Source organism: Natronospira bacteriovora (genome assembly GCF_030848495.1).
Lineage (GTDB): Bacteria > Pseudomonadota > Gammaproteobacteria > Natronospirales > Natronospiraceae > Natronospira > Natronospira bacteriovora.
Window position 1 is genome coordinate 41,996 of record NZ_JAVDDT010000005.1, and the last position, 20,356, is coordinate 62,351.

Annotated in this window: 13 protein-coding genes; 8 read left to right on the forward strand and 5 right to left on the reverse strand. The window is 63.4% G+C overall.

Annotated features, from left to right (window positions below; translation table 11 throughout):
* The first annotated feature begins 110 nt into the window (after positions 1-110).
* The 3 genes from RBH19_RS08765 to RBH19_RS08775 all read left to right on the forward strand — a co-directional run bounded on the left by RBH19_RS08765 (position 111) and on the right by RBH19_RS08775 (position 4,814).
* On the forward strand, positions 111-1,178 hold the full coding sequence (locus RBH19_RS08765; protein WP_306728464.1) for an N-acetyltransferase DgcN family protein: 1,068 nt from the start codon (positions 111-113) through the stop codon (positions 1,176-1,178).
* A complete protein-coding gene (locus RBH19_RS08770; protein WP_306728465.1) occupies positions 1,175-2,239 on the forward strand; it encodes a mandelate racemase/muconate lactonizing enzyme family protein in 1,065 nt (354 codons plus the stop codon). Before RBH19_RS08765 ends, RBH19_RS08770 begins: the two co-directional genes overlap by 4 nt.
* Positions 2,240-2,477: 238 nt before the next feature.
* Positions 2,478-4,814: a tetratricopeptide repeat-containing diguanylate cyclase gene (locus RBH19_RS08775; RefSeq protein ID WP_306728466.1), complete on the forward strand. Its 2,337-nt coding sequence runs from the start codon at positions 2,478-2,480 to the stop codon at positions 4,812-4,814.
* Between the two features lie 26 nt (positions 4,815-4,840).
* Here RBH19_RS08775 and RBH19_RS08780 read toward each other — a convergent pair whose 3' ends face one another.
* The 3 genes from RBH19_RS08780 to RBH19_RS08790 all read right to left on the reverse strand — a co-directional run bounded on the left by RBH19_RS08780 (position 4,841) and on the right by RBH19_RS08790 (position 8,839).
* The gene (locus RBH19_RS08780; RefSeq protein ID WP_306728467.1) at positions 4,841-5,869 is read right to left on the reverse strand and encodes a sensor domain-containing diguanylate cyclase; all 1,029 of its coding nucleotides are present in this window, start codon (positions 5,867-5,869) and stop codon (positions 4,841-4,843) included.
* 122 nt (positions 5,870-5,991) lie between these two features.
* Positions 5,992-6,453 carry an LEA/WHy family protein gene (locus RBH19_RS08785; RefSeq protein WP_306728468.1) on the reverse strand — a complete coding sequence of 154 codons (462 nt, stop codon included), beginning with the start codon at positions 6,451-6,453 and terminating at the stop codon, positions 5,992-5,994.
* The gene (locus tag RBH19_RS08790; RefSeq protein WP_306728469.1) at positions 6,446-8,839 is read right to left on the reverse strand and encodes a Lon protease family protein; all 2,394 of its coding nucleotides are present in this window, start codon (positions 8,837-8,839) and stop codon (positions 6,446-6,448) included. The genes RBH19_RS08785 and RBH19_RS08790 overlap by 8 nt, the downstream gene beginning before the upstream one ends.
* Positions 8,840-8,988: 149 nt before the next feature.
* Between RBH19_RS08790 and RBH19_RS08795 the strand changes: the two genes are divergently transcribed.
* Together RBH19_RS08795 and mnmM are read left to right on the forward strand one after the other, a co-directional pair.
* The gene (locus tag RBH19_RS08795) at positions 8,989-10,086 is read left to right on the forward strand and encodes an NAD(P)/FAD-dependent oxidoreductase (protein ID WP_306728470.1); all 1,098 of its coding nucleotides are present in this window, start codon (positions 8,989-8,991) and stop codon (positions 10,084-10,086) included.
* Positions 10,087-10,109: 23 nt separating this feature from the next.
* Positions 10,110-10,670, forward strand: coding sequence for a tRNA 5-(aminomethyl)-2-thiouridylate-methyltransferase MnmM (mnmM, locus tag RBH19_RS08800; protein ID WP_306728471.1), 561 nt, complete (start codon positions 10,110-10,112; stop codon positions 10,668-10,670).
* Positions 10,671-10,733: 63 nt separating this feature from the next.
* Here the strand turns inward: mnmM and RBH19_RS08805 are convergent, their stop codons facing one another.
* Complete coding sequence (locus RBH19_RS08805; RefSeq protein WP_306728472.1) at positions 10,734-11,270, reverse strand: SRPBCC family protein; 537 nt, start codon at positions 11,268-11,270, stop codon at positions 10,734-10,736.
* Between the two features lie 10 nt (positions 11,271-11,280).
* Positions 11,281-12,540, reverse strand: a complete 1,260-nt coding sequence (locus tag RBH19_RS08810) for a dipeptidase (protein ID WP_306728473.1) — start codon at positions 12,538-12,540, stop codon at positions 11,281-11,283.
* 329 nt (positions 12,541-12,869) lie between these two features.
* Between RBH19_RS08810 and RBH19_RS08815 the strand changes: the two genes are divergently transcribed.
* The 3 genes from RBH19_RS08815 to RBH19_RS08825 all read left to right on the forward strand — a co-directional run bounded on the left by RBH19_RS08815 (position 12,870) and on the right by RBH19_RS08825 (position 20,340).
* The gene (locus RBH19_RS08815; RefSeq protein WP_306728474.1) at positions 12,870-13,970 is read left to right on the forward strand and encodes an efflux RND transporter periplasmic adaptor subunit; all 1,101 of its coding nucleotides are present in this window, start codon (positions 12,870-12,872) and stop codon (positions 13,968-13,970) included.
* A 71-nt stretch (positions 13,971-14,041) separates the two neighbouring features.
* Positions 14,042-17,275 carry an efflux RND transporter permease subunit gene (locus RBH19_RS08820; RefSeq protein ID WP_306728475.1) on the forward strand — a complete coding sequence of 1,078 codons (3,234 nt, stop codon included), beginning with the start codon at positions 14,042-14,044 and terminating at the stop codon, positions 17,273-17,275.
* Entirely contained in the window at positions 17,272-20,340 is a 3,069-nt protein-coding gene (locus RBH19_RS08825; RefSeq protein ID WP_306728476.1) for an efflux RND transporter permease subunit, read from the forward strand. Before RBH19_RS08820 ends, RBH19_RS08825 begins: the two co-directional genes overlap by 4 nt.
* The last annotated feature ends 16 nt before the right edge of the window (positions 20,341-20,356 follow it).

Here is a 20,356-nt window from a genome sequence, read left to right on the forward strand (position 1 = left end):
GCGCCATTTTCTCGCAAATCGTCGCCTGAGTCATCCCGCATTCGCCCGCGACGGGCTTACCCGAATCGACGGGAACGGTAGAATGTTGCTCCCGAACAAGGAGGCAAGGCATGCAGGAAGAGGCAATCGTTCTGGCCAATGGGGCCTACAGGACAGCCAATGGCAAGGTGGCTCACGGCCTGATCAGGGGCAGCGAGCGTTTCCGGGTGAGGGCAGTGGTGGATCCGGATGCCGCCGGGAGTGATGCGGGGGAATGGCTGGACGGCACCCACCGGGACATTCCGGTGGTGGAGTCGGTGGCGGAAGCCATCGCCGCCTGTCCCACACCACCGCGCTGGTGTGTCCTGGGGGTTGCGCCCCATGGCGGGCGTTTCAACCCACCCCTGCGCGAAGCCGCCCTGAGTGCACTCTCCGCCGGCCTCGGCCTGGTCAACGGCCTGCATGACTGGGCCGGGCTGGATCCCGACATGAACCGGGTCGCCCGGGAGCAGGGTGTCGAGATCATCGACCTGCGTCGCCCGCCGCCCAATGATCAGTTGCATTTCTGGACCGGCGAGATCCGCCATGTCGCCACACCGCGCATTGCCGTCCTCGGCATGGACTGCGCCATCGGCAAGCGCACCACCAGTCGCGTGCTGATTCAGGCGCTGCGCCAGCGCGGCCACACGGCGGAGATGATCTACACCGGGCAGACGGGCTGGCTGCAGGGTGGTCGCTATGGCTTCATCTTCGATGCCACACCGAACGATTACGTCAGTGGCGAACTGGAACATGCCATTCTGAGCTGCGCGCGGGAGCTGAACCCCGACATCATGCTGCTGGAAGGGCAGTCCTCCCTGCGCAATCCGAGCGGCCCCTGTGGCGCGGAGTTCCTGCTCTCGGGTGCCGCCGACGCCGTGATCCTGCAGCATGATCCGAAGCGGCAGTATTTCGATGGTCTCGAGGCGGGCGGTTATCACCTGCCCACGGTGGCGGACGAAATCGCCCTCATCCGCCATTACGGGGTCGAGACCATTGGCGTCACCCTCTATGGCCGCCCGGACGACCCCGTGGTGGCAGAGGCCCGCCAGACCCTCTCGGATACCCTGCAGCTGCCGGTGGCCTGCCCACTGTTCGAAGACAGCCCGGAGCTGCTCGCGGCCATCGAAGCCCGACTCGACCGGAGGAACACCGGATGAGAATTCTCCGCATCGAAACCTGGCGCGAAGACATTCCCTTGAGCCGCCCCTATGAGATCGCCTTTCGCCGCACCGAGGCCGTCGGCAACTGTTTCGTCCGCATCATCCCAAGTTCCGGCAGCCCGGGCCTGGGTTGCGCGGCACCGGAGCATCATGTCACCGGCGAAACACTGGATGACTGCGAAGCGGCACTTGATCCGGGCAGTCTCGACTGGTTGATCAACCAGGACGTACGTGAGCTGCCGCGGCTGCTGCGCCAGCTGGACGGGCACCTGCCCGACACGCCGGCTGCCCGCGCCGCCCTGGACATGGCCCTGCATGATGTCCTGTCACGACAGCTGGATATCCCGCTGGCGGCCATGCTGGGGCAATGCCATGAATCGCTGCCCACCTCGATCACCATCGGCATCATGGGCATCGAGGAAACCCTGGAAGAAGCCGCCGAATACATCGGGCGCGGCTTCCGGCATCTGAAGGTCAAGACCGGCCAGCGAGTGGAAGAAGACGTTGAACGCATCCGCCGTTTGCGCGCCCGCTTCGGCCAGGACATTGCGCTTCGCGTGGACCCCAATCAGGGCTATGGCGTGCCGGACCTGAAACGCTTCATGGAGGCAGTCAGCGACTGTGGCGTGGAGTTCGTGGAACAGCCCCTGGCCAGCGACTACGACATGCGCCTGCTCAGCCCGGGCCTTAGGGATCAGCTGGCCGCCGACGAAAGCCTTCTGTCACCCCTGGATGCCCTCAGGCTCGCGGCGCCACCCCGGGCCTGCGGCATATTCAACATCAAACTGATGAAATGTGGCGGCATTCATGCCGCACGACGGATCGCCGACATCGCTGACCTGACGGACATCCACCTCATGTGGGGCTGCATGGATGAATCCCGCATCAGCATTGCCGCCGCCCTGCATGCCGCCCTGGCCAGCCCGGCCACGCGTTATCTGGATCTGGACGGCCACCTGGATCTGGGCCGTGATCCGGCCAGCGGTGGTTTTACTCTGGAGAACGGCGTCATGCGACTGGATACCGGGGCCGGCCTGGGGGTCACCCTCAGCGAATGACGGCAGGAGGTGGGGGTTGAGTGCTGAGTGCTGAGTGCTGAGGGGCCGTGCCTTCGTGGCGGCAAGGGTGATCGGGCTTTACCTGGCGAGCCTCTGATCAGAGGCTTCAAAGAAGGAGGATCCACCAGCGGGCATTGCTGCTAAGCTTGTTAAGGGTCTGCCGATTCGTTCATCGCCTCGGTCAGCGCCCTTGATATCGGAACCAGGGGACAGGGAGGCCCCATGCAGGAGCCTGTCCATGCCCTACCGCAACGGCCTGATCGCTGTCGCCCTTCTCGCCCTGCTGTGTTCCCATTCCCTCCCGACCCGGGCCCAGTCCGGCACCGAAGTCCGCATCAATGTGCTGCTGGAGCAGTCACGGGAAGTCCTTGACGGCCAACCCGGCCTGGCTGCCGACAATGCGCGACAGGCGCTCTTGCTGGCGCGTGAGCATCAGCGCCGCCTCGACACGGGCCGTGCCCTTTACCGTCTGGGCCGTGCGCTACAGGCCCAGGGGGAACTGGCTGATGCCCTGCTCCATTTCCGGGAGGCCGAGGAATTCATCGACGCAAACCAGGAGTCAGACTGGCAGGCACGTCTGCTGGTCGGCAAGGGAGCGGTGCTCACCGAGCTGGGTGACTACCAGCAGGCCCTGGCTTACCAGCTGGATGCCCTTCGCCTCTATCGTGACCTGGCCGCACCGCAGGAAGTGGTCGAGGTACTGAACAACATGGGAGCGCTTCACTTTCGCCTTGGCGACCTGGATGCGAGTCTGACCCACTTCCAACAGGCGCGGGCGGAAGCGGAATCTGCCCGCCTCGAGGCGGGGCTTGCCAGCGCCATCAACAACATTGGCGTCATTCATCGGAATCGCCAGCAACTTGACGAAGCAGAAGCTCACTACCTGGCAAGCCTGGCCATTCGTGAACGCATCGACGAGCGAAGCGGTATCTCCGCCTCCCTCAACAATCTGGCGATCATCGCCTATGATCGGGGCGATCTTGACACCTCGCAGGACTATCACGAACGCGCACTGGCCATGAATCGAAACATCGGTGACCGCTACGCCATTGCCCGATCACTGCATAACCTCGGCCAGATCATGGTTGCCCGCGGTGACCTTGAGGCTGCGGAACCCTTCTTCCTGGACAGTATCGAGATCAATCGCGAGATTGGCGCTCGCAACCACCTGATGGGAACCTACGAACAGATCGCGGACCTCTACCACGACATGGACAGGCCCGATGATGCCTTTGCCTTTCTCAGGCGCTACATCACGCTTCGTGAAGAGCTGCATAACGAAAACAGCCGTCGCCAGATCGGCGAGCTCCGAGCCCTGTTCGAAGTTGAGCAGAGAGAGCAGGAAATCAAGCTCCTCCAGGAACGTCAACGCACCGGCACCATTCTTCGAAACGGCCTGATCGTCGGCACCTTCGGCCTGCTCCTCATCATTGCCCTGCTCTTCAACCGTTACCGCCTCAAAAGTCGAAGCAGCCGATTGATTGAGGCCCGGAACCGGGAGCTTGAATCCCTGGACCGAATCGTGGCCACGCTTAATACAGAGAATGATTTTTCCCACATGCTCAGCCGAGTACTTGAAGAGGCGCTGAGTTTCTTCCGGGATGCCGATCGCGGGGTTTTCCTTGTCAAGGAAGGCGAGATGGATCGCTACCGTGTTGCTGTCTATCAAGGCTATCGTTACGCGGCCATCGGAAACATCACCATGGAGGGCGAGACGGCAAGACGGCGCTACACCGACGGTGGCCTCCCTCTCGTTCATGGCGTGCGCCGTTTCCAGAATCTGCCACCACTGAAAGGTCACGAAGCACTCAAGGAATCGGATCCACAGAAGGCAATGGTGGTGATGGACATCGCACTGGACGGTGAAGCGGATGGCTTTCTCATTCTTCAAAGTACTCGTAATCATAGCGCCTTTGGGCAGGCCGATGCCGAGCGCTTTCAGCGTTTCCGGCGGCACGCGATTTCGGCGTTCCGAAACGCACGACAGATGACGGCACTGGAGCGAGAGAACGAACGGGCGGAGAATGCGCTGAAGCGGATGACAGCCGCTCAGGAGGAACTGCGACGCCTGGCCCGCACCGACACCCTCACGACACTACCCAATCGACGGGCCGCCGAGGAGTGGATGAAGCAGGAAGCCCATCGGGTCAGGCGGCATCAGCGCCCACTGACGGTTGCCCTTGCGGATATCGATCACTTCAAACGCATCAATGATGAACTGGGCCACGATGCCGGGGATGAGGTGCTCAAGGCCGTCGCGGAAAAACTGTCAAGACGAGTGAGAAACGAGGATCTGGTCGCACGATGGGGCGGAGAAGAGTTTCTACTTCTGCTTCCGGAAACGGATCTGGCCGGTGGAGAGAGCCTGGCGAATAACCTGCGCACGCTTGTTACCGACAGCCCGCTCATGCATGAAGGCAAGCCCATATCCATCAGCGTGACATTCGGCCTGGCTCTGTTTTCACCGGGGGAATCACTGCATGACACGCTCAAGCGGGCGGATGCTGCCCTTTACCAAGGCAAGGCAATGGGAAGAAACAGGGTCATCACGGAAGTGGAACTGGCGGATGATTGATCTTGGGAACGGAACGAATCCAATGCTCAGCCCTGCGCGGCCACCGGCTCGGACAACCAGCCTCCGCTACCGCTTGCACGAACCTGTTCAAGCCGTTTCATCGCGATTTCACTGAGCTGTTCCACACTGCTCACGGCGCCAGGCTTCAGCATGGCCATTCCGATACTCAGGGACAGCTCGATGGGCCGCCCCTGCCAGACCGGTGTCAGTGACCGCACCTGCGCACACAGCTCCTCGGCCAACGCTTCGCTGCCGGCCTCATCCCGTTCATGCAGCAGGAGAAACTCCCCGCTGTCACAACGCCCGAGCAGTTCCATTTCCGAAACGGATTCCCGCAACACGGTGACCACGGTGGACACCATGGCATCACGGGCGGAACTGCCAAAGTGGCGAGTCAACGCCGGCAGATCATCCAGATCGATGATGAGCAGACCCAGTCGACGGCCTTCCGCTTTTGCCCGCTCCAGCTCCCTTCCCATCATCTCCAGGAAGATGGTACGGGTATAACAGCCGGTGACTTCATCGCGCAGGGCACGGCGCCTCAGACTGTCACGCAGCTGATCCAGCTCTTCACGCTTCCTGCTCAGCCGGTGTTCAAGCTCGCGATTGTCCTGGCGCAGAACCTGCTCCGCACGACGCAGCCGGGTAATGGCCCGTGAGATTCCCAGCAGATGACTGATATGGCCGTCCCTATCACGCAAGGGCATGAGGATGGTTTCGAACACTTCACCTTCGGAAAGCGGAGAGCGGCTGGGTTCTTCGTACTCGATGGGTGCTCCGACGAGCAGGCATTCCCGATAACGAGCGACAATTTCCGCTGCCATTTCCGGCCCGTGAATGGCCTCGATGGTCTTTCCCTCAATGGCCGCACGGGGCATGCCGAAGCGTTCCCGCAGCACCGGGTTGACGGCTTCGACAATGAAGCTGCCGCTGGATTCGACCCGGATCAGGAAGAGATTATCGGGGTAGACATCCCACAAGGCCTCGAGAACACCGGGGCGACCTGGCCCCCGATGCTGAAGCATGCCCGTGGAGTTGTCGAGCGACTCTGTCATGACGGTATTCCTTCCCTGAACGCAAGCCCCAAATCGACGCGCAATCTCCTTGCGCCGCCTCCCCTAAGAAGCATTCTACTCGGCAAAGCATGATGCCGCCACCAGCACTGGCAGAATACGGCTCAATGCTGTAGCCGGATGCGCCCTTCCTGGCGATAGGGGCGCGCCCGCGCCCAGGAGAAATCCGGCAACACTTCCCCTTCCATGCGGTAAGGCAGGTCTTCGCTCGGCTGGCGCAGCCATTCCAACAGCCCCTGGCCGGTCGCCATCAGATCCGTTTCCACACTCAGATTCACTGTCTGGCTTGCCCCCGCCGCCAGCGAGAGGCCCTCGTCGAAGCGCCCCCGGGTGAGGGGCACATCCGCTAGGGTCATGTGGTAGGTGATGCTGGCGATGGGCAGGCGGAAGGCATTCGGGTTATGGACTTCCAGCGTCACGCGGAATCGCTGTCGACTCAGGGACAGTGATTCCAGCGCAATGGCATCAAGCCGCACTTGAGGTGGCTCCAGTTCCCGTTGCAGGTGGGTGCAGGAGAACAGCATGGGCAGACACAGGCACAGCAATACCGGAACCACCCTATTCATCGTCACCGCCCTCCTCTTCCTGTTTGATCCTGGCAAAACGTACCAGTTTCTCCTCGATCATGGCATTGAGCGATTTCGCGGGATAGCTGCCGTCACGACGGCGTCGACCGGCGTTCCTGCCGGTCAGAAGGGACATGGCCTCGTCCACATCTGCGACGGCGTAGACATTGAACAGCCCCCGGGAAACAGCGTCGCGAACCTGGTGATCCAGCATCAGATCACCCAGGTTCGATCGGGGGATGATGACACCATGGGAACCATCCAGGCCACGCTGCTGACAGACCTTGAAGAAACCCTCGATCTTCTCGTTCACACCACCAATGGCCTGGATCTGTCCCTTCTGGTTGACCGAACCGGTCACCGCCAGGGCCTGGCGAATACCCACCCCGGCCAGATCGGAAAGCAGTGCACACAATTCGGCCAGGGAGGCGGAATCCCCGTCGATCTCGCTGTAACCCTGCTCGAAGACCAGACTCGCATTCACCGACAGATTGTGCTCCGGCGCGTAATGCGCGCCGAGAAAGCCGGACAGAATCAACACCCCCTTGGAATGCAGCGGGCCGCCCAGCTCCACTTCCCGTTCGATATCGACCACGGAGCCGGAACCAAGACGGGTCGCCGCCGTGATGCGAACGGGGCGGCCGAAATGATGACTGCCAAGCTGCATGACGGTCAGCCCGTTGATCTGGCCCGGAACCTTGCCGCTGGTATCCAGCAGTACTGTCTGGCGGGCAATCTCGCGATCCATCCGCTCTTCCACCCGCCGGGCGCGATACTCCTGTTGATCGATGGCCTTCTGGATGTCCTCCACACGAATACGCTCGGCCGCGTCCATCCTGGCCCAGTGATCGGCTTCCCGCAGCAGGTCGGCGATACTGCCGGCATGGGCGGACATGCGCTCCCTGTCTTCCGCCAGACGACTGCCATGCTCGATAACGCGCGCCACCGCTTCCGGCCCCAGGGCGAGCAGCGACTCCCGCTGCACGATGGAGGCCACCAGACGTGCATGCCCCATGTCATTGTCACGGCCGCGGGGCAGATCATCCTCGAAATCGGCTTGTACCTTGAACAGCTCACCGAATTCCGGGTCATGCTCGGCCAGCAGATAGTAGGTATGACGATCGCCCAGCAGCAGCACCTTGATATCCAGGGGCATGGGCTGGGGCTCCAGGGACACGGTACTCACCGAGGAGTACATCTGTTCCAGGGACTCAATGCGTACCTGCCGGGCGTAGAGAGCGCGCTTGAGGCTGTCCCAGGCGAAGGGATGGCTCAGTACCTTTTCCGCTTCGAGGATGAGATAACCGCCATTGGCCCGATGCAGGGCACCGGGGCGAATCAGCGAGTAGTCGGTCACCAGGGCACCATGGCGCACCTTGTGTTCCACGCGCCCGATCAGGTGCTGATGGGTGGGGAAATCATGATAGACCACCGGCGCCCCGTCCTGATCGCTGTTGTCCACCAGAACCAGCAGGCCGTAACGGGTGAACAAATGCTCGAATGCCGCCCTGACTTCGGGTTCGTCCTCCTCGGCCAGGCGCGCAATGATCCCGTGGTTCACGACCAGGTCGCTGCCGATGGCACGGATATGGTCATGCAGCTCGGCATGATCCGGGTAGCTGCGCTCCACGTCTTCGAGAAAGGCCTCGCTGGCCTCGCGTATGGTCGCCTCATTGAGTTCCCGGACGCGTTCCTGCATTTCCGTTCGCCATTTTGGAAATTGCCCGGCGACGGTCTGCAATTGCTCCTGCAGGGCTTCGATGCGTGATTCGAAACGTTCCCGCTCCGCCTTGGGCAGACTGTGGAACTGCTCCGGCTCCATCACCTCACCCTTGCTGCGGGGGGCAAAGGACATTTCCGAGGCGGTCTGAATCAGGGCGATATCGTATTCTTCCGCCTCATCCTCGATTTCCTTGACCGCCTCCTGCTGGCGTTTCTGGAAATCCTGTTTGATGGCCTGCAGGCGGTTCTGATAATCCTCGCTTTCAAAGGAGGCCGGCAGCACGGTCTTGAGCCGATCCAGCAGCTTGTCCATGTCGCGCCGGCAGGCCTGGCCCTGACCGGATTCGAAACGCAACAGGCGTGGCCGGTTTTCATCCTCGAAGTTGTGCACGTGACACCAGTCCGGTGGCGTGGCAGCGGCCGCGGCCTGCTCGGCCAGAAATTTCCGTACCACCGTCTTCTTGCCCACGCCATTGGGCCCGAGAACGAAGATGTTGTATCCACGGCTGCGCATGCCCGCGCCGAAGGACAGGGCATCCAGGGCCCGCTGCTGACCGATGACGCCTTCCGGGTTGTCCAGTTCGTCCGTGCTGTGAAAATCGAGATTGGCCGGATCACAGACCTGATACAACTGCTCGACAGCGAGGGCTTTCGGTGCTGGCATGAATACTCCCCATTTGGTGTTTGAATGTCTGACAGGCGCGTGATTCTGCGCCATTTCGGAGAAGATAGCACTCCCCGGCTGTGTCACGGCCCAGGCCCAGGAGGCCGATCGCTTGGCCACGGCACCACGGCCTGGCATACAATCCCGTCATGAACAGCCAAACCGAGTTTGTGGACTGCCTGATCGTGGGCCAGGGTCTTGCCGGCAGCCTGCTGGCCTGGGAGCTGATTCGCCGCCAACGGCGGGTCGTGATCGCCGACCCCGGTGGCAATGACGCTGACCCGGGTGCTTCCTGGGTCTCCGGCGGGGTCATCAACCCCATGAGTGGCCGGCGCTTCACCAAGCCGGCCGACCTTGAGCCGCTGCTGAGCAGCGCCATCGATCTCTATGGCGAAATCGAAGAAGCCTTTCGATTGATCCTGTTCCAGGAGACGCCAATCTGGCGAATCTTCAATGATGATCTGGAGGCCGCCCAGCTCGCCAAGCGGGCGGAGGATCCCGCCTATCAACCCTATATCGGCGAACGGAGGCCGCCGGGCAAACTGGGCCACGGCCTGGCTGACCCGCGGGGCAGTGTCTGCATCCGGGGGGCTCGGGTGGATCTGCCGAAACTGCTTGGCCGCCTGCGACAGTTCTATCGCGATACCGCCCGTCTGATCGAGCAGCGCCTGGAAGCGGAGGATTTGCAGATCCGGGACGGCCTCGTGCATTGGCGCCACCTGCGAGCCCGCCAGGTGGTCTTCTGTGAGGGGCACCGGGTCGGACAGAACCCCTGGTTTCACTGGGCCCCCGTGCGACCGTCCAAGGGGGAAGTGCTGACGGTGGGCGTACGCCGCCCCCTGCCCGAGGGCATCATCAGTGCCGGCAAGGGACTGATCCCCCTGGGGGAAGGTCGTTATCGACTCGGGGCCACCTACCAGCGTGATCACACTGACACCACGCCCACCGAGGCCGCACGCCGTGAACTGCTGGAGGGCTTCCGCAACCTCTTTCTCGATCCGCCGGCGGTGACGGTCCTGGAGCATCTGGCCGGCATCCGCCCGGGCAAGACCGACCATCACCCGGTGCTCGGCCGCCATCCCGACCACCCCCAGCTGGCCATCTTAAACGGCCTTGGCTCAAAGGGCGCCATCCTGGCCCCCCACTATGCCCGGCTGCTTGCCGACCACATGGAAAAGGGCTCGCCCATCCCGCAACCGGCCGACGCCCGTTACTGGCATGAACGCCGGAACAGTGCCTCTGGCTGAAGGCCGCCCACGGGGAGTGGATCATGCGCAAATCGCTGACAGCCATCGCCCACGAGCTGATCCGGGATCGCCTCCAGGCCGGTGACATGGCGGTGGATGCCACCGTGGGTAATGGCCACGACTGCTGCTTTCTGGCCCGGCAGGTCGCCCCGGGTGGCCGCGTCCTGGGTCTCGACATCCAGGAATCCGCCATCCGGGTGGCCCGGACACGACTGGAGGGTGCCGGTCTGATGGATTCGGTGGATCTGCTTCAGTGCGGACATGAGGCCCTGGATCAGGTACTACCGGCGGGCATGCGCCAGGGGCTGGCCGTGGTGATGTTCAATCTCGGCTATCTGCCCGGTGGGCGGCATGACATCGTTACGCGCCCGGAAACCACCCTAAAAGCCCTCCAGGCCAGCCTGGCTCACTTGCGCGAGGACGGGCTGATCAGCCTGATGATCTATCGTGGCCATCCGGGTGGCGGCGATGAATACCAGGCCATTCTCGACTGGCTCAGGCGGGAGGACATCGGCCACCGCTTTCCGGTGCCCGGCGCGGACAAACCCCATGCCCCGCGCTTGCTGCATCTCTTCCGCCAATAGAAGTGGTCTCGCTGATCGCCGACATCGTTGCCGAGCACAGCCGGGCCATCGTTCGAGGCGTGCTCAATCGCCGCAGGCGAAGCCGGCTTCCTGCAGGTGTGCCTCCAGCGACTCCATTTCCCTGACGATGAAGTCATCCAGGGCCGAACGGACAAAGACGATGGCCCAGCGCCCGAACAGGGTGCCGAACTCCTGAACCAGACGCACGGTCAGCCGCGTATCGTCACCCATGGCTTCGAAATTCACCCGCACCCGGGTGTTGAGGTCATCGTGGGTGTGGAAATGATAGGACAGTCTTTCCTGCGGCCGGCTTTCAGTGATGGTCAGTGAGAACCAGCGCTCGTTGCCGTCCACAAGACGCAGGGACGCCCCCTCACCGCTACGCCCGTCGAATTCACGCTCGCCCCCGGGCGCGCCCAGCAGCCGGGACCATTTCACCATCTCTTCCAGATCATGGAACTGGGCAAAACTGACCGATCCCGGCGCGCACAAGTGCTTTTCGTAAGTATGCGGCACCTCTTTCGGCAGCAGGGTGGTGACTGCAAGCAGAACCACCAGAATGGTTCCGATGACAATGCCGATGGTCTGCCCCGTCTTCATGAGCCGTCCCTCACTGGAAATCCTCGATGCGTACATCCGTTGGCCGACGTTCGCTGACCGATGCCTTGTAGGCCTCATTGGCTCGCATCACCCGCAGCAGATTGAGCCCGGCAATCTTCTCGAGCTCTTCGCGCTCATAGCCCCGGCGCAGCAGCTCGGCAAACAGGGCCGGATAGGTGGAAACATCCTCCAGACCGTCGGGAACGGTAGTGATGCCGTCGAAGTCTCCGCCGATGCCGATGTAATCTGCACCGACCCGGTCACGAATGTAGTCAATGTGGTCGGCCACATCATTCAGGGTGGCACGGGGCGCGGGATTGGCCGCATCCCATTCCCCCATGGCGCGCTCGCGGGCGCCCGGATCCCCGATATGAAGCGAGGCCAGGCGGGCCTGCTGCGCCTGACGCTCGGCACCGTGCTGCCGAACCTGTTCATTCACGAAGGACGGAACGAAGGTCACCATGACGATTCCACCGTTTTCCGGCAGGCGGTCCAGTACGTCATCGGGCACATTGCGCGGATGCGGTGTCACGCCCATGGCCGAGGAATGGGAGAAGATCACCGGGGAATGAGTGACATCCAGGGTGTCGTGCATGGTGGATGGGGCCACGTGGGAGAGATCCACCAGCATGCCAATGCGATTCATTTCGCCGACGATGGCGCGCCCGAAGTCGGTCAGCCCCCCGTGACGGGGATCGTCGGTGGCGGAATCCGCCCAGTCATTGTTCTGCCAGTGGGTCAGAGTCATGTAACGGGCCCCCAGGGCATAGAAGGTGCGCAGGGTGGCAATGCTGTTATCCAGCACATGGCCACCCTCGATGCCCAGCAGGGAAGCAATGCGGCTGTCGGCAAAGGCCTCCTCGACCTCGTCCGCCGTGGTCACGAACTGAAGGTCCTCATTGCGGGCAATCATTCGCCGGGCCACATCGATCTGCTCCAGCTGAGCCTTGGTGGCTTCGGCACCGGGCATGTCCGGCGACACATAGATTGACCAGAACTGGCCACCGACCCGCCCCTGCCGCAGGCGCGGGATATCGGTGTGCATGGGCGGCTCCATCTCGCTGGTGTCGACGGCGATATTGATCCGGGCAATGCGGTTGTCCACCCGCTGACGGTACTGCCATGGCACGTCGTTGTGGCCATCAATCAGGGGCACGGACTCAAGAATCTCGATGGCCTCGGCGCGATAATCGCGTTCTTCTGCCTCTTCAGCCAGCAGCGGCGAGGCGCTCAGCAGCAGCAGAAACAGGGCGGAAAGGCAATAACGCATCAGGTGCTCCCTTGATCCATTCGATAACAGGCCCATGATTCTATGTCAGGGCAGGGCCAATGGGAAAATCGGGGGGGGTGCCGGCACCGCAGGCGCGGATTCATCCGCGCCTACAGGGGGCAAGATAATCATTCCATTGGCATCAGGCCGAATTTCCCGCCCCACCCCAGAACCCTTCCCATCCGGGGCGCTCCAAGGGTCATCGCCCAATCTCGGCGCCTTGCGGGAGAAAAAAATCACCGTCACCCTTGCCAAGCTCGGACCTAGTGTTATACTTAGCTACATCACCTGAACGGTAAGTCACGCAGAGCATGCGCAGGAGAACGAGAATGAACATGGCTGATCGCAAGATGGTTTGGCTCCCCCGGCTGCTGGTGGCGGTTGCACTGACCCTGTCACTGGCGGCCTGCCAGCAGGAAGCGGATACCCCGGAAAACCAGCAGGCGGAAGAATCCCGCGCCAGTGTGCGCGCCGAAACACCGCGCCTTGAGCGGGTCAGCGCCAATCACCGCACCACCGCCACCCTGCGGGCCATCTCGGACGCCCGCGTGGTCTCCCGCGCCGACGGCCTGGTACGGGAACTGCGCGTGGAGGAAGGTGACCGGGTACAGGCCGGACAGATCCTGGCCGTGCTGGACGACGAGCGCCGGGCCCTGGAAGTTCGCCAGCGCCGCGCGGATCTGGGCGGCCTGGAACAGGACTATGCCCGCCAGAAACAGCTGCAGGCAGAAAACCTGGTCAGTGCTGATGCCGTGGAGAAACTGCGCTTCCAGATCGAAGCCCAGCGGGCGGCGCTGTCCCTGGCGGAAGTGGAACTGGCGGAAACGCGCATCAAGGCGCCGGTGGACGGCGTGGTCTCGGAGCGCCACATTCGACTGGGTGACAACGTCAGCCCGGGCGATGTGGTCTTCCGCGTCACCGACACCTCGCGCCTGGAAGCCGAGGTGCATGTGCCCGAGCGCCTGATGGGGCGTCTGGCGGTGGATCAGCTGGTGGAAATCCGCAGCGATGCGTCCCCCGACCGGGTGCACGGCGGCCGCATCAGCCGCATCAGCCCGGTGGTGGATGCCGATTCGGGCACCGTGCGCGCCACGGTGTCGGTGGATGACGGCAACGGCCTGCTCCGGCCCGGCACCTTCGCCCGCCTGCGCATCCTCTACGACACCCGGGACAACGCCCTGCTGGTGCCGCGCCAGGCCCTGAGCTTCGAAAATGGCCGCACCACCCTGTTCGTGATCCGCGACGGCGTGGCCGAGCGCCGCGAAGTGCAGACCGGCTACAGTGAGGAAGGCTGGGTGGAGATCCTCGACGGCCTCATGGTCGACGAGCCGGTGATCACCCTGGGTCACGCCACCCTGCGCGATGGTGCCAAGGTTCGCATCAATGGCCGCGAGGACAGCATGGCCGTCGCCGAGAACAAGTCCATCTGATTCCGGCCCCGGGGGGTGATTGATGTCACCCCTCGGCGCCACTCCCCTTTCACCATCAAGGAATTCGCCGCATGCGTCGCAAAGCCCTGGGCATAGTCGAGTTCGCCACCCGTCGACGGGTCACCATCGCCATGATTGCACTGGGCGTGGTGGTCTTCGGCCTGGTGGCCCAGTCCCGCCTGGCCGTGAATCTGCTGCCGGAAATGAGCTACCCCAGCCTGACCGTACGCACGGAGCTGCCGGGTGGTGCGCCACAGGAAGTGGAATACCTGCTCACCCGACCGGTGGAGGAAGTCCTGGCCACGGTCAGCGGCGTGCGCCGGGTGAACTCCGTCTCCCGCGCGGGCCAGTCGGACGTGACCCTGGAATTCGCCTGGGGCACCGGCATGGATACCGCCGTGGTGGAAGTGCGCGAGAAACTCGACCGCATCAATCTGCCCCTGGAGGCCGAGCGACCCCTGCTGTTGCGTTTTGATCCCTCCACCGACCCCATCCTGCGCCTGAGCCTGGGAGACGGCCGTGAGACGGGAGCCGCCACCCTGGATCGCCTGCGCCGCTACGCGGAAGACCAATTGGCCCGTGACCTGGAATCGGTGGATGGCGTGGCGGCGGTACGCGTATCCGGCGGCCTGGACAGCGAAGTCCAGGTACTGGTGGACGACGACCGCCTGGATGCCCTGGGTCTGCAGATCGAGGATGTGCGCAATCGCCTGGCGGCGGAGAACGTCAATGTCTCCGGTGGCAGCCTCTTCGAGGGCTCGCGCGAGCTGCTGGTGCGCACCCTGAACCGCTTCGACAATCTGGATGACATCCGCAGCACGGTGGTGGCCCGTCGAGAGGGCGCAGTCATTCGCCTGGAGGAGATTGCCGAGGTCCGCATGGGCCACAAGGACCGCGAGGCCATCACTCGACTCAATGGTGAGCAGGCGGTGGAGATCGGCATTTACCGTGAAGGGGATGCCAATACGGTGCGGGTGGCGGATCTGGTTCAGCAGCGTCTGCAGCAGGTCAAGCGCGGTCTGCCGGAGGGCATGGAAGTGGCCGTGATTGCCGACCAGTCCCAGTTCATCCGCCAGGCGGTGCGGGAAGTGGTGTCCGCCGGCCTGATCGGTGGCTTTCTGGCGGCGCTGGTTCTGTACCTCTTTCTGGGCAGTGCCCGGCCAACCTTCATCATCGGCATCGCCATTCCGCTGTCGGTGGTGGGCACCTTTCTGCTCATGCACGGCACCGGCATCAGCCTCAATGTCATGTCCCTGGGTGGCATCGCCCTGGCCGTGGGCCTGCTGGTGGACAGCGCCATCGTGGTATTGGAAAGCATCGCCCGCCGGCGCCAGGCCGGTGATTCCGCCCTGGAAGCCGCGGTCCGTGGCAGCAGCGAAGTTGGCGGTGCCATCACGGCCTCCACCCTGACCACGGTGGCGGTCTTTCTGCCCCTGATCTTCGTGGAAGGCCTGGCCGGCCAACTGTTCGGCGACCAGGCCCTGACCATTACCTTTTCCCTGCTGCTGGCCTTGCTGATTGCCCTGGCCGTGATTCCCATGCTGTCCGTGCCCGGCCAGCATGCGGGTGAAACCGAAGCCCTGCCGGATCCCGCCGAGGACAAGCGCGGCTGGCTGCGGCGCCTGCCGGGCCGTCTGTTTGGCGGCCTGATCCTTGCCGTGCTGCTTGTCCTGCGCGGTGTGGCCCGGGGTGTTGGCGGTGGCATGCGCGGGCTGTTGTGGCCCCTGCGTCGTGCCTTCGACCGCGTCTGGCGGGGGGTGGAATCCCGTTATCCGGCCCTGCTGGACTGGTCGTTGGCCCATGCCGGCACGGTCTGGCTGGCCACCCTGCTGCTGGTGGCCGTGGCGCTGGCCGTGCTGCCTCGCATGGGCACGGAGCTGATACCGGAAGTGAGCCAGGGCGAATTTGACCTGGTCATTGAATTGCCACCGGGCACTGGACTGGATCGCACGGACGATACCCTGGAAAGTGTCCGGCGCGAACTGGGCACAGATCCACGCGTCGCCCTGACCGCCTCGGTGGCCGGCACCGGCAACCGCCTGGATGCCGCCCCCGGTGATGCCGGCGAGAACCATGGCCAGCTCACCGTACGCATGCAAGCCGGCGCCGGTGCGGAAGCGGAAGCCGCCACGGCCGAGCGTCTGCGGCGTATCCTTGGCGGTCGAGACGACATCCGTCATCGCATCGAAACACCGGCCATCATGCGCTTCGAGCAACCGCTGGAACTGACTCTGCGCTCGGACAGCCTGGAGGATCTGCAGGATGCAGCCGACCTGATCCATGCCGCGATGAGTCGTGATGCGCGCTTTCAGGATGTACGTTCTTCCATGGCCGAGGGTTACCCGGAAGTCCGCATCCGCTTCGACCGTGACCGCCTGGCCACCCTGGATCTGAATGCGGGGGAAGTGGCCCGACGGGTGGCGGATCATGTGCGAGGCGAAACGGGCAGCCGCTATTCACTGCCGGAACGCGAGATCGACATTCTGGTTCGCGGACGCGAGGAAACCCGGCGCTCCCTGGAGGCCCTGCGAGCCCTGCCGGTTAACCCGGCCGACCCTCGCAGCCTGCCGCTGGAAGCGGTGGCCGATATCCGTATCGAGACCGGCCCGGTGGAAGTCCGTCGTCAGGCTCAGCAGCGGGTAGCAGTGATTTCCGCCACCGCCAGCGACGGTGACACCGGTCGGGCCTCCCGGGCCATGGCTGAACTGGCCGGCGGTCTGGAGCTTCCCCCGGGGGTGAGCCTGCGCGTATCCGGGCAGAGCGAGGACATGGAACAGGCCTTCTCGGCCATGCAGATGGCCCTGCTGCTGTCCATCTTCCTGGTCTACCTGGTGATGGCCTCGCAGTTCGAATCCCTGTTGCACCCCTTCATCATCCTGTTCACGGTGCCCATCGCACTGGCCGGGGCCATCCTGGGCCTGTGGATCACGGGCTCAACCATCAGTGTGGTGGTTTTCATCGGCCTGATGATGCTGGGCGGCATCATCGTCAACAACGCCATCGTTCTGGTGGACCGCATCAATCGCAACCGGGTGGATGGCCTGGCGCTTCGGGAAGCCATCATGGAAGCCGGACAGACGCGGCTGCGCCCCATCCTCATGACCATGCTGACCACCCTGCTCGGGCTGATGCCCATGGCCCTAGGCATGGGCGAGGGCGGCGAGCTGCGCGCACCGATGGCAATCACCGTGATCGGCGGCCTGTTGGTGGGCACCCTGCTCACCCTGGTGCTGATCCCCGTGACCTATGAACGGGTGGAGGTCTGGCTGGGACGGCGCAAGACGCTGAAGGAGGCCTCGGCATGAATCTGCCCCGCCTTGCGCTCAGCCGGCCAGTGACCACCTTCATGCTGTGCCTTTCTGTTCTGGCGGCCGGTATGGCCGCCACTCGGCTGCTGCCCCTGGCCATGTGGCCGGATCTGGATTTTCCGGGCGTCTTCGTGCAGATCAATGCACCCGGCATGGGGCCCGAGGAAATGGAACGGGAGGTGCTGCGCCCCATCGAGGAGTCGGTCTCCACCCTCACCGGGCTGCAGCGCCTGGAGGCCACGGCCAACCCCGATCAGGGACAGGTAAGGATCTTCTTTAACTGGGGCGAGGAAATGGGGCCCCGCAATCTGGAAGTGCAGGCCCGCATCGATGCCATTCGCCATGAGTTGCCCACGACCGTGCAACGGGTACGGGTCTTCACCGGTTCCACCTCGGACCAGCCCATCCTGACCCTGCGCCTGTCATCGGAACGGGACCTGGCCAGGGAATACACCCTGCTTGACCGGCGCCTCCGTGCCCGCCTGGAACGGATCGAAGGTGTTTCCCAGGTGCAGCTCTACGGTGTCCAGCGTCCACAGATCGAGATCCAGCTGGATCCGGAACAACTGCAACGCTACGGCCTCAATGACCGCCAGGTGGCCGATCGCCTGCAGCGCAACCACCAGACCGTCAGTGGCGGCCTGCTGGACGATCCACCGCGGCGCCTTCGGGTTCGTCCGGATGCCGAGTTTCACAGTGTCGAGGAAATGGCGGCCCTGCCCCTGGGACCCGGCATTCGCCTGGATGATGTGGCCGACATCCGGGAAGTGACCCCCGACCTGCGGCTGGTTCGTCTGCTGGAGCGCCAGCCGTCGGTGGGCCTCAACATTCTCCGGGAATCGGGCGCCAACCTGGTGGAGGTGTCGCGGCGAGTCAAGGCCGAGCTGGAAGACGTTCGCCAGGAAGATGATTTCCACGGCATCCGCATCTTCGAAATGAATGATGAGGCCAGGGGAGTGATCGAATCCCTGCGCCAGCTTCTGCGGGCCGGGCTGATCGGTGCCCTCCTGGCCCTGGCGGTGCTGTGGTTCTTCCTGCGCTCCTTCCGCATTACCCTGATCGTGGTGGCCACCATACCCCTGGCCATTGCCACGTCCCTGGCCAGCATGTATTTGCTGGGCATGTCGCTGAACATACTGTCCATGATGGGCCTGATGCTGGCGGTGGGCATGCTGGTGGACAATGCCGTTGTGGTGAGCGAAAACATCTTCCGCCACCGACAGGAGCTGGGCCGGCAACCCCTGTCCGCCAGTCTGCGGGGCAGTCGCGAGGTGGGCATTGCGGTGCTGGCAGGCACCCTGACCACCGTCATCGTCTTTCTGCCGCTGGTGTTTGGTGGCCAGGATCAGATCAGCATCTTCCTGCAGCATGTGGCCGCCGCCATCGTGGTCACCCTGCTGGCTTCCCTGCTGATTTCCCTGACCCTGATCCCCCTGCTGCTGTCGCGCCTGTCCCGGACGGGGGCCGGCCAGGACCGGCCCAATCCGGTGGCGGGCCTGGCGAAACGCTATGGCTCGGCCCTGCAGTGGAGTCTGCGCCGCCCGAAGATCACCCTGCTTCTCGGCGCACTGGCCATGGGCTCGATCGTGATCCCCATGAATGCCGTGGAGACCGACATGTTCCCGCCGGAAGGCAGTCGCACCCTGTGGCTGAACTATCACATCCAGGGCAGCCACCCTCTGAACGACATGAAGGAGGCGGTGAACACCATCGAGGATTACCTCTACGCCAACAAGGAGCGTTTCGACCTGGATTCGGTGTACTCCTGGTATGAAGCCGGGCGCGCCCAGTCGGGGCTGATTCTGAACGAAGGCGACAAGGCCCGCCTGTCACCGGAAGAAGTCCGCGACCGGGTGCTGGCGGATCTGCCCGACATCATCATCGGCCAGCCCAGTTTCGACTGGCAGCGGGCCGGCGGTGCCGAAGGCCTGCGCATCCACCTGGAAGGCGAGCGTTACGACGAGATGCTGCCCATGGCGATGCAGCTGGCCGAACGCCTGCGCGGTGTCGAAGGTGTGGTAGGCGCCCGGCCTGTCCTGGAAAGCCGCTCCCAGGAACTGCAGGTGAACGTCCATCGCCGTTCTGCGGAACAGTTTGGAATCAGCCCGCGTGAGATTGCGGATTCGGTCTCCCTCGCTCTGCAGGGTCGTAATATGCGTCCTCTGCGTGGTGACGTGGACGATACCCAGATGCGAATCATCTACAGGGATGCCGAACGCCGTTCCCTCAACGAGCTGGCCGCTCTCCCCGTGGCCCTGCCCGATGGCGGGCGTGTTCGCCTGGACAACCTGGCCGAACTCCAGATCGCGGAGCAGGCGGCGGCCATTCAGCGCCTGGATCGGCGCACCTCCATCCCCATCGAGCTGGATCTGGCCGAGGAACTGTCTGCCGGTGATGCCCGGCAACGGGTCAGCACGGCCATGAATGACGTGGAACTGCCGCCCGGCTACCGCTGGGGCTTCGGTCGTGGTTTCCAGCAGGATCAGGAAGCCATGCAGCAACTGATGCAGAACATCATGCTGGCCATCTTTCTGATCTTTCTGGTCATGGCGGCCCTGTTCGAGGCGCTGCTGAAACCGCTGGCCATTCTCAGCGCCATCGCCTTCTCGATCACCGGCGTGTTCTGGTTCTTCATGTTGACCGGCACCACCTTCAGCTTCATGGCCATGATCGGGATCCTTATCCTCATGGGCGTGGTGGTGAACAATGGCATCGTGCTGGTCAATCACGTGAACCAGCTTCGCTGGGGCGGCATGAACATGCATGACGCCCTTTATCACGGCAGCCTGCACCGCTTCCGGCCCATTCTGATGACGGTCACCACCACCATTCTGGCACTGTTGCCACTGGCCCTCGGCGATGTACGCATCGGCGGTGGCGGCCCCTCCTATCAACCCATGGCAAGGGCGGTGATCGGCGGGCTGGCCTTCTCCACCGTAGTCAGTCTCTTCCTGCTGCCGGTGCTGTATATACTGCTCGATCGCCTCGGCCACCGTGCCCGCCGCCGCTGGCGCCAGGCCGGCACCATGGTGGGTCTGCGCCCCGCCGAATCGGCACAATGAGACAAAAATGAATATC